Source organism: Sphingomonas sp. SORGH_AS_0879 (assembly GCF_030819175.1).
Lineage (GTDB): Bacteria > Pseudomonadota > Alphaproteobacteria > Sphingomonadales > Sphingomonadaceae > Sphingomonas.
The window spans coordinates 4,066,987-4,079,446 of the sequence record NZ_JAUTBJ010000002.1; the positions used below are offsets into that span (position 1 = coordinate 4,066,987).

The window sequence follows — 12,460 nt, forward strand, 5'->3', positions numbered from 1 at the left end:
GTGCGTTACCGGACGACGTTCGGATTGCCGCCGAAATCGATTCCTACGGCTTCACCAAAGCGCGCCCCTCCCGCAAGCGGGAGGGGATGGGGGAGGGATAGGTGTCTCACCGAGCCCCCGATCACCAACTCAAAACGCCACCCGCGTCGCCTCCCCCGGCACATCGGTGAACAAGGCGGGTTCGGTCCCGGTCATCCACACCTGCCCCCGCCCCGCCAGCCGCCCGAACAGCGCCGCGCGGCGCGACGGATCGAGATGCGCCGCCACCTCGTCCAGCAACAGCACGGGCGGCACCTCGCGCCGTTCGGTGACCAGGTCCGCATGGGCCAGCACGATCCCCAGCAGCAACGCCTTCTGCTCCCCGGTCGAACAGAGCGCGGCGGCCTGCCCCTTGGCGACATGGGTGACACGCAGGTCGGCGCGGTGCGGCCCCACCAACGTCCGCCCCGCCGCCGCATCGCGCCTGCGCCCCATCGCCAGCGCATGGGCGAAGCCCCCCGCTTCCACCGCCTCCCCCTCCAGCGCCAGCGACGCACGCGCGAACACGCTCTCCGGCGCGTCGGCCAGCCGCTGGTCGAGCGCCGCCACCGCCGCCACACGCGCGGCATCGATCGCCGCGCCATGCTCGACCATTCGCGCTTCCAAGGCGCTCAGCCAGTCGGGATCGACCGGGCCTTCGCTGGCGAGAAGCCGGTTGCGCTCCCGCATCGCCGCGTCATAGCGGGTGGCGTGCATCCCATGCGCGGGCGCCAGCGCCATCACCAGCCGGTCGAGGAACCGCCGCCGCTCCGACGCGGGCTCGACGAACAGCCGGTCCATCGCCGGGGTCAGCCACAGGACGGACAGCCAATCGGCCAGCGCATTGGCGCTGGTCCCCGCCCCCTGCACCCGCACGACCCGCCGTTCGGGCGCGGAGGGCAGCGCCCCGGTCGCGATCTCGACATCGCCGTCCAGCGTCGCGGCGACACCGAACCCGCCCTTGCCCCCCTGCCGCGCCATCGCCGAAAGCGCCGCGCGGCGCAGGCCCCGGCCCGGGGCGAGCAACGACACCGCCTCCAGAACATTGGTCTTCCCCGCGCCATTCTCGCCGGTCAGCACGACGAACCCCGCGCTCGGAAAGAGCGCGAGGTCGGCGTGATTGCGGAAATCGGTGAGGACAAGGCGGGTGAGCATTTCGTCCGCCTTAGAACATCCTCCCCGGTACGGGGAGGGGGACCGCCGCGAAGCGGTGGTGGAGGGGGGTAACCGCAAGGGACGTCCTATGCGGAAGCCTCCCTCCGTCAGGCCTTCGGCCTGCCACCTCCCCGTGCCGGGGAGGATGGGAATTACACCCGCATCGGCATCAGTACGTAGAGCGCGGGCGCCTTGTCATTCTCGCGGATCAGGGTCGGCGCGGCGGCGTCGGCCAGGTGGACCTCCACCGTGTCGCTGTCGATCTGGCCCAGAATATCGAGCAGATAGCGGCTGTTGAACCCGATCTCGAAGCCCAGCGAGGTATATTCGCCCGGCACCTCTTCCGACGCGGTGCCGTTTTCGGGGCTGGTCACCGACAGGGTGATCCGGTCGCGGTCGAGCGCCATCTTCACCGCGCGGGTCTTTTCCGTCGCGATGGTCGACACGCGGTCGACGCCCTGCATGAACGCCTTGGGGTCCAGCTTCAGGATCTTGTCGTTCGCGGTCGGGATGACGCGGCTATAGTCCGGGAAGGTGCCGTCGATCAGCTTGGAGGTCAGGATCGCCTGGCCCAGATCGAAGCGGATCTTCGTCCCCGACAGCGACACGCCGACCGAACCGTCCACCTCGTCGAGCAGCTTGCGCAGTTCCGCGACGCACTTACGCGGCACGATCACGTCGGGCATCTCCTCGGCGCCGTTCGGGCGCTCGATGGTGACGCGCGCCAGGCGGTGGCCGTCGGTGGCGGCGGCCTTCAGCACGGGCGCGCCATTGTCCTCGGCCACGTGCAGGAAGATGCCGTTGAGGTAATAGCGCGTCTCTTCGGTCGAGATGGCGAAGCGCGTCTTGTCGATGATCTGCTTGAGCAGTTCGACCGGCAGCTCGAACTGGGTGGGCAGTTCCCCTTCCGCGATCACCGGGAAATCGTCGCGCGGCAGGGTGCCGAGCGAGAAGCGCGCACGGCCAGCGACGATGGTCATGCGACCGTCCGCCGCCGTCAACTGAACCTGCGCGCCCTCGGGCAGCTTGCGCGCGATGTCGAACAGCGTGTGCGCCGACACGGTGGTCGAACCCGGCTGGTCGACCGCGGCGGCAACGCTGTCGTTGATTTGCAGGTCCAGATCGGTCGCCATCATCCGCAACTGGCCCTCGGCCGTTGCTTCCAGCAGCACGTTGGAGAGGATCGGAATCGTGTTCCGCCGCTCCACCACCGACTGGACATGGCTCAACCCCTTGAGCAGCGTTGCGCGTTCGATCGTCGCCTTCATTTCCTGATCCCCCGCCGGAACGACCGCATGGCCGGAGTCCGATAGTGATAAATGGCCTTGGTTCCTACCCGCCAAGAAGGGGCCGAAGCAAGGCTTCGACCCCTCCATCACTGGTAGTAAAACCACCGTTAATGTGGAAAAGAATCCCGGCTCAGAAGCGCAGGCCCAGTCCGGCGAGTAGCTGGTGCCGGTTCGGGTTGATGCCGACGCCGTCCATTTCGTCATAGTGCGAATAGCGATATTCGCCCTTTACGAAGGTGTTGGGGCTGATCGCATATTCCAGACCGGCACCCAGGCGATAGCCGCCGACTTCCTGGTCGTTGGACGTGGTGACGCCCGCCGTGGTGTAGCGCGCATCGAACTTGGCGTTGGTATAGCCCGCCTTCAGATAGCCCATGGCGACCGGCGAGATGACATAGCCGACCCGCGCACCGGCATAGAGATCGCGGCCCGCACCCAGGCGAAATTCGTCACCGGGGATGCGAATGCCGTTGCTGCGCGTGTCGGAACTGGAACCGGTGATCTCGCCTTCCGCGCCCAGGATGACGGGTCCGGCGGCGATGTCGTACCCGATGCCCGCACCATAGAGCACACCGTCGCTCGAGCTCTTGTCCTGGCCCTGGCGATCGTTGAGGCTGTCATAGCCGATCAGGCCTTCGACGCGGAACCCCGTGAAGGGCTGGCCCGTGGTCGTCTGGGCGGCGGCGGGCACCGCGGCGGCAAGGACGGCCGAGGTCGCCAGGGCGGCGAGCATGAGCTTACGCATAACTTACTCCGTTACTGTACAGGCCGCCGTTACGATGGCGGTCGCAGGCTCAATGACGGGAAAGCGCGGCCGTTGCATGAACCTCAGCTAAACAGGAAAAAGCGTTGCATCCGCGCAACAGCCGCGACAGGGATAGGGCCATGCCGATGCCCGCACCCCCGCCCCCGCAGCCGGACCATGTGCGCCGGGGCCGCGACTTCATCGCCCGGCATGGCGAGACGGTGTTCAACCGGATCGGCAGGATCCAGGGGGACCGCACCGATCTCCACACCCCGCTGACCCGGCGCGGCTTCGCACAGGCGGAGGCATTGGGCGAGGTGCTGCGGCACCATCTCGGCGAATCGCCGGCATTGACGCTATGGTCCTCACCCACCGGCCGCGCGCTCCAGACGCTGGCGGTGATCGCCGAGCATCTGGGGCTCGACTGGCATAGGACAACGCATGATTCGCGGCTGATCGAACTCGGATTCGGCAGTTGGGGCGGACAGGTCTTCGCCGACCTCGCCGCCATCCATGGGCCCATCGTCCATCCGCACGGCATGGCGGTCGGCGCACCCGATGGCGAAAGCTATGCCGCGATGGCGGCCCGGTTGCGCGGGTGGATGGCGGATACGCATGACCATGACGGCGACCGGCTGATCCTGATGCATGGCCTGTCCAGCCGGGTGCTGCGCGGATTGATGCTGGGCTGGGCGGACGATCCCCTGTGCGGCGTGCCGGTGGCCGAACGCCTGCCGCAAGGATCGATCGTGATGATCGAGGCGGGCCGCGAGACGCTGATCCACCGGGCCTCGGCATGAGGCGGCTGGCGCTGGTCCTGGCTTTGATGGCCACGCCCGTGATCGCGCGCGAGACGATCGGAATCTACAAGGGCTGGGGCGCGTTTCGCGATCCCGACCGCTGCTATGCCATTGCCAAGCCGGTGCTGGCGAACGGACGGACGGACGGTTTCGCCAGCGTCGGCACCTGGCCCGCCCGCCGCCTGCGCGAATCCTTTCACCTGCATCTCAGTGCGCCGCGCGACCGGGCCGCGTCGGTCACCCTTGCGATCGGCGAGCGCCGCTTTCCGCTGGTGGGCGGGGAACGGGATGTCTGGCCGCCCGATGCCGCGACCGACCATGCGCTGGTCACGGCGATGCGTTCGGGCCGGAGCATGAGCGTATCGGCGGTCGATCCCCGCCACCGCCCCTTTGCCGATACCTATGCGCTGGCGGGCGCGGCGGCGGCGATCGATGCGGCGACCCTGGCGTGCGTGGCGGGCCAATAATCCATCCTCCCCTTCCGAAAGATCGTTGCAGAACCCATCGCACCATCCAGGCGAAGGCCGGGATCCAGTTGGGATGGCACGGGTACATTGCTCCAATCGGTTCGGAGCTGGACCCCGGCCTTCGCCGGGGTGGTGGAGAGGGAGGCGGAAGGGCGAGTTTTGCCACGACCCCCGGCACGCGAGGATGAATCGGCCCAGTGGAAATCGTCGCGATTTTGCGCTATGGGCACGCGATGCAGACAGTTTCGGCCGCCCCCATGCCCATCCCCGGGCACATCGATCCCGTGCCCGTGCCGCGCGGTGTTCAGCCGCGCCCCGATGGCCGGGTGGACCTGATCGGCCTGACCAAGGACCAGTTGCGCGAGGCGCTATTGTCGGCGGGCATGGAATTGAAGCAGGCCAAGCTGCGTTCCAAGCAGATCTGGCACTGGCTCTACAATCGCGGCGCGACCCGCTTCGCCGACATGACCGACATCGCCAAGGCGCAGCATCCCTGGCTGGAGGAACGCTTCGTCATCGGCCGTCCCGAGGTGGTCGAGGCGCAGGTGTCGAGCGACGGCACGCGCAAATGGCTTCTCCGCTCGCCCGACGGGCAGGATTACGAGATGGTGTTCATCCCCGACGCCGATCGGGGGACGCTGTGCGTGTCGAGCCAGGTCGGCTGCACGCTGAACTGCCGCTTCTGCCACACCGGCACGATGCGGCTGGTCCGCAACCTGACCGCGGGCGAGATCGTCGGGCAGGTGATGCTGGCGCGCGATTCGCTCGGCGAATGGCCCAGCCAGCCCGAGGGGCGGATGCTGACCAATATCGTCATGATGGGCATGGGCGAGCCGCTCTATAATTTCGACGCGGTGCGCGATGCGCTTAAGCTGGTGATGGACGGCGACGGCCTGGCACTGTCCAAGCGTCGCATCACCCTGTCGACCAGCGGCGTGGTGCCGATGATGGCGCGCGCGGGCGCCGAGATCGGCGTGAACCTGGCGGTGTCGCTCCACGCCGTGACCAAGGACGTGCGCGACGAACTGGTCCCGCTCAACAAGAAATACGGCATCGAGGAGTTGTTGCAGGCCTGCGCCGATTATCCGGGCGCGAACAACGCCCGGCGCATCACCTTCGAATATGTGATGCTGAAGGACAAGAACGATTCGGACGCCGATGCGCACGAACTGGTCCGGTTGCTGCGCCATTACGACCTGCCCGCCAAGGTGAACCTGATCCCGTTCAACCCCTGGCCCGGTGCCGATTACGAATGCTCGACCCCGGAGCGGATTCGCCGCTTCTCCGACATCGTGTTCGAGGGCGGCATCTCCGCGCCCGTCCGCACCCCGCGCGGACGCGACATCGACGCCGCCTGCGGCCAGTTGAAGACCGCCGCCGAGAAGAAGAGCCGCGCGCAACTGGACCGCGAGGCGGAGGAGAAGTTCGCGGCTTTGGGGTGAGGCCCCTCCACCATCGCTGACGCGATGGTCCCCCTCCCCAAGCAGGGCTTGAGGAGGATTTAAAGAAGACCGTCATTCCTCCCCAAGCTCTGCTTGGGGAGGGGGACCGCCCGGCGAAGCCGGGTGGTGGAGGGGCCCCCCTACCCACTTGCCCCCCGCCCCCGCCTGGGGCACGGAAACGCGTAACCATGCGTTACCGCCCGCAATGATCGACTGGACCTTCCTCGCCCTCGCTGCCGCCGGGGGTTTTCTCGGCGGCGCGATGAACGCGCTGGCGGGCGGGGGCAGCTTCTCGACCATGCCGACGCTGATCGCGCTGGGCCTGCCCTCCACCGTCGCCAACGCCACCTCGAACGTCGCGCTCCAGCCCGCCGCGATGGCGAGCGCCTGGGCCTATCGTCATGGGCTGGAGCCGGTGATGGGCGTGACGATGCGGCGGATGGTCGCTATCACGATGATCGGCGCGTTCCTGGGCAGCGCCCTCCTCTTCTTCACATCGCCGCGCGCCTTCGACCTGATCGTGCCCTGGCTCCTCTTGACCGCGACGCTGGCGATCGCGGGCGGACGCCATGCCTCGGACTGGCTGGCCCGCATCGCCCGGCCGGGACCCCGCGCGCTGATGACGGCGCAGGGGGTACTGGGCGTCTATGGCGGCTATTTCGGCGGCGGCATCGGCATGATGCTGACCGCCGCATGGGGGCTGTTGTCGGGGCGCGATCCGGCCCAATTGGCCGCGCCCCGCACGCTGATGCTGGCCACCGCCAACGCCGCGGCGACCCTGGTGTTCATCGCCACGGGCATGGTCGCCTGGGCCCAGTGCCTGCCGATGCTCGCGGGCGGCATCGTCGGCGGATGGAGCGGTGCGCTGGTCGGGCGCAAGCTGCCCGCCGGACTGATTCGGGGCTGGACGCTGCTGCTGACCACGGTGACGACGGCGGTGTTCTTCTATCGGGGCTATGCGTGACGCAGCCGAACGACCGTCGCCGAAGGGCGTCTCAATCCGGCCGCCGCATCTCGAATCGCGCCGCCTCGGTCACTTCGAAATAGTCCACCGGCCCGCCGCCGCGCAGGATGGGGCGGGCGCGGGCGGTCTGGTAGATACCGTCCGTGATCATCTCGGCGGCGATATGGATGCCCACCGCCTCGCCGATGACCAGCCACTGATCGAGCTCGCGGCCCTCCTTCGTCTCCAGCCGGATCAACTGGGTCAGGCGGCATTCGAACGACACCGGGCTGTCGGCGACACGCGGGGCAGCGACCAGGCGACCGTCCTCCGCCGTCACCCCCGCGAGGGCGAATTCGTCGATCTCCGCCCCCACCGCGGCGGCGCTGGCGTTCATCGATTCGGCCAACGCCATGGTCGCGAGGTTCCAGGTGAAGACGTTGGTTTCCGCGATGTTGGCGACCGAGTCCTTCCACCCCTGCGACGAAAAGCCGATCAGCGGCGGGCGGTAGTTGAAGACGTTGAAAAAGCTGTAAGGTGCCAGATTGTTGACGCCCTGCGCCGACCGGCTGCCGATCCAGCCGATGGGCCGGGGCGCGACGATCGCGTTCAGGGGATCATGCGCCAGCCCATGGCCGTTGACGGGTTCGTAGAAATGCCAGTTCTGGGTCATGCCTGGGGATCACCGAAAGGGAGTGTGGATGGAAGCGCCAACGCCGCAAGAGCCTCAAAGGCCCCGATCGCGGCCGGTCATTCGCCGTCACGGCGTGGTGACGCGGGTCTGGCACTGGGTCAATGCGGTGGCGGTGCTGATCCTGCTCGGCTCAGGCCTGGGCATCTCGAACGCGCATCCCCGGCTCTATTGGGGCCGCTATGGGGCCAATTTCGATCCGGCCTGGGCGACCCTTCCCCATTTCCCCGCATGGATCACGATCCCGGCCCGCTACAACCTCGCCATTTCGCGGCGCTGGCACCTGTTCTTCGCACTGGTGCTGGGGTTCGGACTGCTCGCCTATATGATCGGCGGCCTGCTGACCCGGCATTTCCAGCGCGATCTGCGGATACGGAGGCGTGAGCTTCGCCCCGCCATGCTGTGGGGGGATTTCCGGCGGCATCTGGCCTTCCGCTTCCATGACGAGCATGATCCGCGCCGCTACAACCTGTTCCAGAAGCTGAGTTATGTGCTGGTCCTGTTCGTCGCCCTGCCTCTGGCGATCCTGACGGGGATCGCGCTGTCGCCGGGCATGAACGCCGCCTGGCCCTGGGTGCTGGAGATATTGGGCGGGCGGCAATCGGCGCGGTCGATCCATTTCATCACCGCCAGCGCGCTGGCCTTGTTCACCATCGTCCATCTCGTGCTGGTCATCCTGGCGGGCGCGGGCAACGAAATGCGGTCGATGATCACCGGTCGCTGGAGGATTCCCGAATGATCGGCCGTCGAACCATCCTGACCGGCGGGGCCGGGCTGCTCCTGGCGGGGTGCGATCGGATCGTCGAACAACCGACCGCGCGCAAGATCCTGTTCGCGGGCGAGGATATACAGAAGGGGCTGCAACGCGCGCTGACCAATCGCGGCGCGCTGGCCCCCGAATATCGCCGCGATCAGATGTCGCCCTATTTCCGCACCAACGGCACGCGCGATCCGGGTACGCCCGCATATGCCGCGCTGCTCGCCAACCGGTTCGAGGATTGGCGGCTGAAGATCGGGGGGCTGGTCGGTAATCCCCTGTCCCTCTCGCTCAGGCAGATCGGCGAGTTTCCCGCGCGTCGCCAGATCACCCGCCACGACTGTGTCGAGGGTTGGAGCGCGATCGGCGAGTGGATGGGCCCGATGCTGGGCAATGTCCTGAAGGCCGCGCATATCCGCGACCGGGCCCGCTATGTGGTCTTCACCTGCGCCGATTTGTACGGTGGCCAGCCCTATTATGAATCGCTCGACCTGATCGACGCCTTCCACCCCCAGACGATCCTCGCCTGGGGCATGAACGGGCGGATGCTGGATGTCGGCCACGGCGCGCCGCTCCGCCTGCGGGTCGAACGGCAGCTTGGCTACAAGCACGCCAAATATCTGATGCGGATCGACGCGGTCGAAAGTTTGGCCAACATAGGTTTAGGCAAGGGCGGATACTGGGAAGATCACGTCGATTATGACTGGTATGCCGGGATTTAAGACACTAGTCGGTGCCATATGGCGCTGATCGATCTCTTTCTGTCGCGCGCGGTCCGCAAGGGCCGCCTGACCCTCACCCATCATGACGGCAAGGTCCGCGAGTTCGGGACGCCCGAACCCGGCTATCCCGATGTCGCGATCCGCTTCACCGACTCGAGGGTCGCCGGGCAGATCGTCCGCAACCCGGCGCTGGCGGCGGGCGAATCCTTCATGGACGGCCGCTTGGTCGTCGAGAAGGGCGATGTCCGCGACCTGGTCGAACTGCTGACCGCCAACGACAAATGGGAAGCGGGCCGGGCGAACCTGAACCCGTCGCGCTTCGTCCGGGCGGCGGGGGCGATCAAGCACCGGATCGACCGGATCAACATGGAGCGGCGGTCGAAGAAGAACGTCGCCCACCATTACGACCTGTCCGCCACGCTGTACGAACTCTTCCTCGACACCGACAAGCAATATAGCTGCGCCTATTTCACCGATCCGGCCAATGATCTGGAGCGGGCGCAACGCGACAAGAAGGCGCATATCGCCGCCAAGCTGGCGATCCAGCCGGGGATGAAGATACTCGACATCGGCTGTGGCTGGGGCGGCATGGCGCTCTATCTGCACCAGATGTGCGGCGCGGAAGTGCTGGGCGTCACCCTGTCCGAAGAGCAGTTGAAGGTCGCGCGCGCCCGTGCCGAGGCTTTGGGCGTGTCGGACAAGGTGAAGTTCGAGCTGATCGACTATCGCCGGGTGGAGGGGCGGTTCGACCGCATCGTCTCGGTCGGCATGTTCGAGCATGTCGGGCCGCCGCAATATCGCACCTTCTTCCGCAAGTGCCGCGACCTGCTGACCGAGGACGGCGTGATGCTGCTCCACACCATCGGGCGGCTGAACGGGCCGGGCGTCACCGACGACTGGACGACCAAATATATCTTCCCCGGCGGCTACAACCCCGCTCTGTCGGAGATCGTGCGGGCGCAGGAGGGCTTGCGCATGTTCCTGACCGATGTGGAGGTGCTGCGCTGCCATTATGGCTGGACGCTGGATATCTGGTACGACCGGACCGTGGCGGCGAAGGACAAGATCGTCGCGCTCTATGACGAGCGCTTCTATCGCATGTGGCTCTTCTATCTGGCGGGCGCGGGGGCGGCGTTCCGCAATGGCGGCTTGTGCAACTATCAGGTGCAACTGACCCGTGGGCGGCTCTCGGTGCCGGTCACGCGGGATTATATGTACGAGGGCGAACGCGCGCTGCGGGACCGTTAAATCCTCCCCTGCAAGGGGAGGGGGACCGCCGCGAAGCGGTGGTGGAGGGGGGCTTCCTCATAGGATGTCCCTGGTGGCGAGCCCCCTCCACCAGCTTCGCTGGTCCCCCTCCCCGTGCCGGGGAGGATCGGTCAGGCTCGAAGCCGCCGGATATCCAGCACATCCACCCCGGCGAGCGTCACCGGGCCGAAGCGGCCATCGACTTCCGCGACGATCCCCTCGGCGGTCGAGCGCACGCGGGTCCAGGGGATTTCGCGCACCGCCATGCGGCGGCCCTGGAGCTTGATCGCCGCGACGCGACCGTCCTGCGCCACCGCCAGCGCGCCCTGGCCATCGGCACCGACCACCGCGCCGGATACCGCAAAGCCCTCCAGCGCGGCTTCGGCCGCCGCCGCGACATCCTCCGGCGCGCCGAGGCGGCGGTTGCGGCGGCGGCGGACCAGCCAGCCGATCCCGACTCCGCCCAGCACCGTTCCGGCCCCCAGACCGGCCAGCGCCCAGCCCATCACGGCGCCGGTGATCGGCAGGATCATCCCGCCGCGCCCGACAGGGCTTCGAGCGTCGGCCGAAGACCGGACAGGTCGTACCCCGCCCCCTCGGCCTGCATCACGATCAGGGTCGGGTTGCGCCCCGCCTTGGCTGCCGCCAGCGCCCACAGGTTGCAGCTTCGCGTGCCCGACCGGCAATAGGCGAGCACCGGCCCCTTGGCCTCGACCAGCGCCTGGGTCATCTGGTCGACCATCTCGTGGCTGAACCCGCCCGGCGTCACGGGGATCGCGGTATAGGCCAGCCCCTGATCCTCCGCCGCCGCGCGGATCGAGTCGCCATTGGGCTGCCCCGGCTCCTCGCCATCGGGGCGGTTGTTGACGATGGCGGTATAGCCCGCCGCCTTGATCGCCGCGACATCCTCGGGGCGGATCTGGGGGGCGACGGCGACGCTTTCATTGAGTGGGCGGATCATGCGACTCACCTATTCAAAGGGCCGTTTCACCGCAACCGGTGCCGAGCCATCTTCGTCAGGAAAAGACGCATCAATCGGTGCTTGGCTCCGATGGCATGGGAACATCCCGCGCTCCCCCACGTCTGATCCGCAATGGATTTTCGCAGGAGCCGGGCGCCATGTCGCTGATCGATCGTCGCCAGGGGCTGTGGGGCCTGGTCGCGCTGGGCGCCGCCGCCGCCGTACCGCTCGCCTGGCGCCGGGCCCAGGCCGCCGCCGCCGGCCCCACGACGCTGGCGGTCGTGGAAAAGGGCGCCGGGCGCGTCGCCTTCTACAGCGTGCCCGAAGGGCGGCGGCTCGGCACCATCCCGCTCGGCGCGCAACCGCATGAGATGGTCGCCGATCCCGCCCGCCGCTTCGCCTATATCGGGGGATATGGCGTCCAGGGCTGGCAGTTCGCGGGCGAGGGCGGGCATCAACTCTGGGTGATCGATCTCGTCGAACGACGGCTGGTGCGGACCATCGACATGGCACCGCATCGCCGCTGGCACGGCATGCGGATGGATGCGCGAGGCCGCCTCTATGCGCTGTCCGAGAGCGACAGCCTGCTGGCGCGATTCGATACGCCCGCCACCGCCGAAACCCCCGACCGCATGATCCCGGTCGGCGGCGCGCGCAGCCATTATTTCGTGGTGAAGGCCGATGGCACCCGCGCCTATGTCGCCGACACGATGAGCGGCATGGTCATCATGGTGGACCCCGACGATGCCAGCTTCGCACCCGTCAAACAGCATATCGGCACCGCGCCCGAGGGTCTGGCGCTCAGCCCCGACGAGCGCACCCTGTACGTGATCGACCGTCCGGCGGGCGTGCTCCACGCGCTGGACGCGATTACGCTGCGCCCCCGTGCCCGCACGACGCTGCGTGGCGAGGCGGTGCGGGTGATCGTCCAGGCCGATGGCCGCCTGATCGTGTCCAACCCGGCGGACAAGAGCCTGACCCGCCATTCGCCCGCCACGCTGAAGGAGGAAGCCAGGCTTCCCCTGCCCGCCGCCGCACCGGGGCTGAACCTGTCGGCGGGAGGGTCCATCCTCTATGCCGCGCGGGACGACGACCGCATCGCGATCGTCGATCTGGCGACCTGGCGGATCGTCGGCGGCTTCGCGACCGGCGACGCGCCGGATACCGCCGTGCTTCTGTAATGGCACCGGCCCTTTGCCTTCGCGCCGCTTTACGGTAGCGG

Annotated in this window: 14 protein-coding genes; 8 read left to right on the forward strand and 6 right to left on the reverse strand. The window is 67.7% G+C overall.

Annotated features, from left to right (window positions below; genetic code table 11):
- Positions 1-129: 129 nt before the first annotated feature.
- From recF to QE379_RS18960, 3 genes are all read right to left on the reverse strand, one after another.
- Positions 130-1,173, reverse strand: coding sequence for a DNA replication/repair protein RecF (recF, locus tag QE379_RS18950; protein WP_307002853.1), 1,044 nt, complete (start codon positions 1,171-1,173; stop codon positions 130-132).
- A 152-nt stretch (positions 1,174-1,325) separates the two neighbouring features.
- Complete coding sequence (gene dnaN / locus QE379_RS18955) at positions 1,326-2,441, reverse strand: DNA polymerase III subunit beta (protein WP_307002854.1); 1,116 nt, start codon at positions 2,439-2,441, stop codon at positions 1,326-1,328.
- Between the two features lie 151 nt (positions 2,442-2,592).
- Positions 2,593-3,207 carry an outer membrane protein gene (locus QE379_RS18960; protein ID WP_307002855.1) on the reverse strand — a complete coding sequence of 205 codons (615 nt, stop codon included), beginning with the start codon at positions 3,205-3,207 and terminating at the stop codon, positions 2,593-2,595.
- A gap of 140 nt (positions 3,208-3,347) precedes the next feature.
- Between QE379_RS18960 and QE379_RS18965 the strand changes: the two genes are divergently transcribed.
- The 4 genes from QE379_RS18965 to QE379_RS18980 all read left to right on the forward strand — a co-directional run bounded on the left by QE379_RS18965 (position 3,348) and on the right by QE379_RS18980 (position 6,880).
- On the forward strand, positions 3,348-4,007 hold the full coding sequence (locus tag QE379_RS18965; RefSeq protein WP_307002856.1) for a histidine phosphatase family protein: 660 nt from the start codon (positions 3,348-3,350) through the stop codon (positions 4,005-4,007).
- A gap of 26 nt (positions 4,008-4,033) precedes the next feature.
- Entirely contained in the window at positions 4,034-4,474 is a 441-nt protein-coding gene (locus QE379_RS18970) for a hypothetical protein (protein WP_373461835.1), read from the forward strand.
- Between the two features lie 257 nt (positions 4,475-4,731).
- Entirely contained in the window at positions 4,732-5,916 is a 1,185-nt protein-coding gene (gene rlmN / locus QE379_RS18975; RefSeq protein WP_307002858.1) for a 23S rRNA (adenine(2503)-C(2))-methyltransferase RlmN, read from the forward strand.
- 205 nt (positions 5,917-6,121) lie between these two features.
- Complete coding sequence (locus QE379_RS18980; protein WP_307002859.1) at positions 6,122-6,880, forward strand: sulfite exporter TauE/SafE family protein; 759 nt, start codon at positions 6,122-6,124, stop codon at positions 6,878-6,880.
- A gap of 31 nt (positions 6,881-6,911) precedes the next feature.
- Here QE379_RS18980 and QE379_RS18985 read toward each other — a convergent pair whose 3' ends face one another.
- Positions 6,912-7,532: a flavin reductase family protein gene (locus tag QE379_RS18985; protein ID WP_307002860.1), complete on the reverse strand. Its 621-nt coding sequence runs from the start codon at positions 7,530-7,532 to the stop codon at positions 6,912-6,914.
- A 28-nt stretch (positions 7,533-7,560) separates the two neighbouring features.
- Here QE379_RS18985 and QE379_RS18990 point away from each other — a divergent pair, with 28 nt between their 5' ends.
- The 3 genes from QE379_RS18990 to QE379_RS19000 are packed head-to-tail and all read left to right on the forward strand — an operon-like array spanning position 7,561 to position 10,277.
- Positions 7,561-8,289: a cytochrome b/b6 domain-containing protein gene (locus tag QE379_RS18990; protein WP_307002861.1), complete on the forward strand. Its 729-nt coding sequence runs from the start codon at positions 7,561-7,563 to the stop codon at positions 8,287-8,289.
- Complete coding sequence (locus QE379_RS18995; protein ID WP_307002862.1) at positions 8,286-9,029, forward strand: molybdopterin-dependent oxidoreductase; 744 nt, start codon at positions 8,286-8,288, stop codon at positions 9,027-9,029. The genes QE379_RS18990 and QE379_RS18995 overlap by 4 nt, the downstream gene beginning before the upstream one ends.
- Before the next feature lie 18 nt (positions 9,030-9,047).
- Positions 9,048-10,277, forward strand: coding sequence for a cyclopropane-fatty-acyl-phospholipid synthase family protein (locus QE379_RS19000; protein WP_307002863.1), 1,230 nt, complete (start codon positions 9,048-9,050; stop codon positions 10,275-10,277).
- A 131-nt stretch (positions 10,278-10,408) separates the two neighbouring features.
- On the opposite strand, the gene QE379_RS19005 is transcribed toward QE379_RS19000, so the two are convergent.
- Positions 10,409-10,810, reverse strand: a complete 402-nt coding sequence (locus QE379_RS19005) for an LPXTG cell wall anchor domain-containing protein (RefSeq protein ID WP_307002864.1) — start codon at positions 10,808-10,810, stop codon at positions 10,409-10,411.
- Positions 10,807-11,238, reverse strand: a complete 432-nt coding sequence (locus QE379_RS19010) for a TIGR01244 family sulfur transferase (protein WP_267432832.1) — start codon at positions 11,236-11,238, stop codon at positions 10,807-10,809. Before QE379_RS19010 ends, QE379_RS19005 begins: the two co-directional genes overlap by 4 nt.
- A 158-nt stretch (positions 11,239-11,396) precedes the next feature.
- On the opposite strand from QE379_RS19010, the gene QE379_RS19015 reads away from it, so the two are divergent.
- On the forward strand, positions 11,397-12,419 hold the full coding sequence (locus tag QE379_RS19015; protein ID WP_307002865.1) for a YncE family protein: 1,023 nt from the start codon (positions 11,397-11,399) through the stop codon (positions 12,417-12,419).
- Positions 12,420-12,460: the final 41 nt, after the last annotated feature.

Coding starts and splice junctions, on each gene's coding strand:
- recF (WP_307002853.1), bottom strand. CDS start 1,173: ATGCTCACCCGCCTTGTCCTCACCGATTTCCGCAATCACGCCGACCTC.
- dnaN (WP_307002854.1), bottom strand. CDS start 2,441: ATGAAGGCGACGATCGAACGCGCAACGCTGCTCAAGGGGTTGAGCCAT.
- QE379_RS18960 (WP_307002855.1), bottom strand. CDS start 3,207: ATGCGTAAGCTCATGCTCGCCGCCCTGGCGACCTCGGCCGTCCTTGCC.
- QE379_RS18965 (WP_307002856.1), top strand. CDS start 3,348: ATGCCGATGCCCGCACCCCCGCCCCCGCAGCCGGACCATGTGCGCCGG.
- QE379_RS18970 (WP_373461835.1), top strand. CDS start 4,034: ATGGCCACGCCCGTGATCGCGCGCGAGACGATCGGAATCTACAAGGGC.
- rlmN (WP_307002858.1), top strand. CDS start 4,732: ATGCCCATCCCCGGGCACATCGATCCCGTGCCCGTGCCGCGCGGTGTT.
- QE379_RS18980 (WP_307002859.1), top strand. CDS start 6,122: ATGATCGACTGGACCTTCCTCGCCCTCGCTGCCGCCGGGGGTTTTCTC.
- QE379_RS18985 (WP_307002860.1), bottom strand. CDS start 7,532: ATGACCCAGAACTGGCATTTCTACGAACCCGTCAACGGCCATGGGCTG.
- QE379_RS18990 (WP_307002861.1), top strand. CDS start 7,561: ATGGAAGCGCCAACGCCGCAAGAGCCTCAAAGGCCCCGATCGCGGCCG.
- QE379_RS18995 (WP_307002862.1), top strand. CDS start 8,286: ATGATCGGCCGTCGAACCATCCTGACCGGCGGGGCCGGGCTGCTCCTG.
- QE379_RS19000 (WP_307002863.1), top strand. CDS start 9,048: ATGGCGCTGATCGATCTCTTTCTGTCGCGCGCGGTCCGCAAGGGCCGC.
- QE379_RS19005 (WP_307002864.1), bottom strand. CDS start 10,810: ATGATCCTGCCGATCACCGGCGCCGTGATGGGCTGGGCGCTGGCCGGT.
- QE379_RS19010 (WP_267432832.1), bottom strand. CDS start 11,238: ATGATCCGCCCACTCAATGAAAGCGTCGCCGTCGCCCCCCAGATCCGC.
- QE379_RS19015 (WP_307002865.1), top strand. CDS start 11,397: ATGTCGCTGATCGATCGTCGCCAGGGGCTGTGGGGCCTGGTCGCGCTG.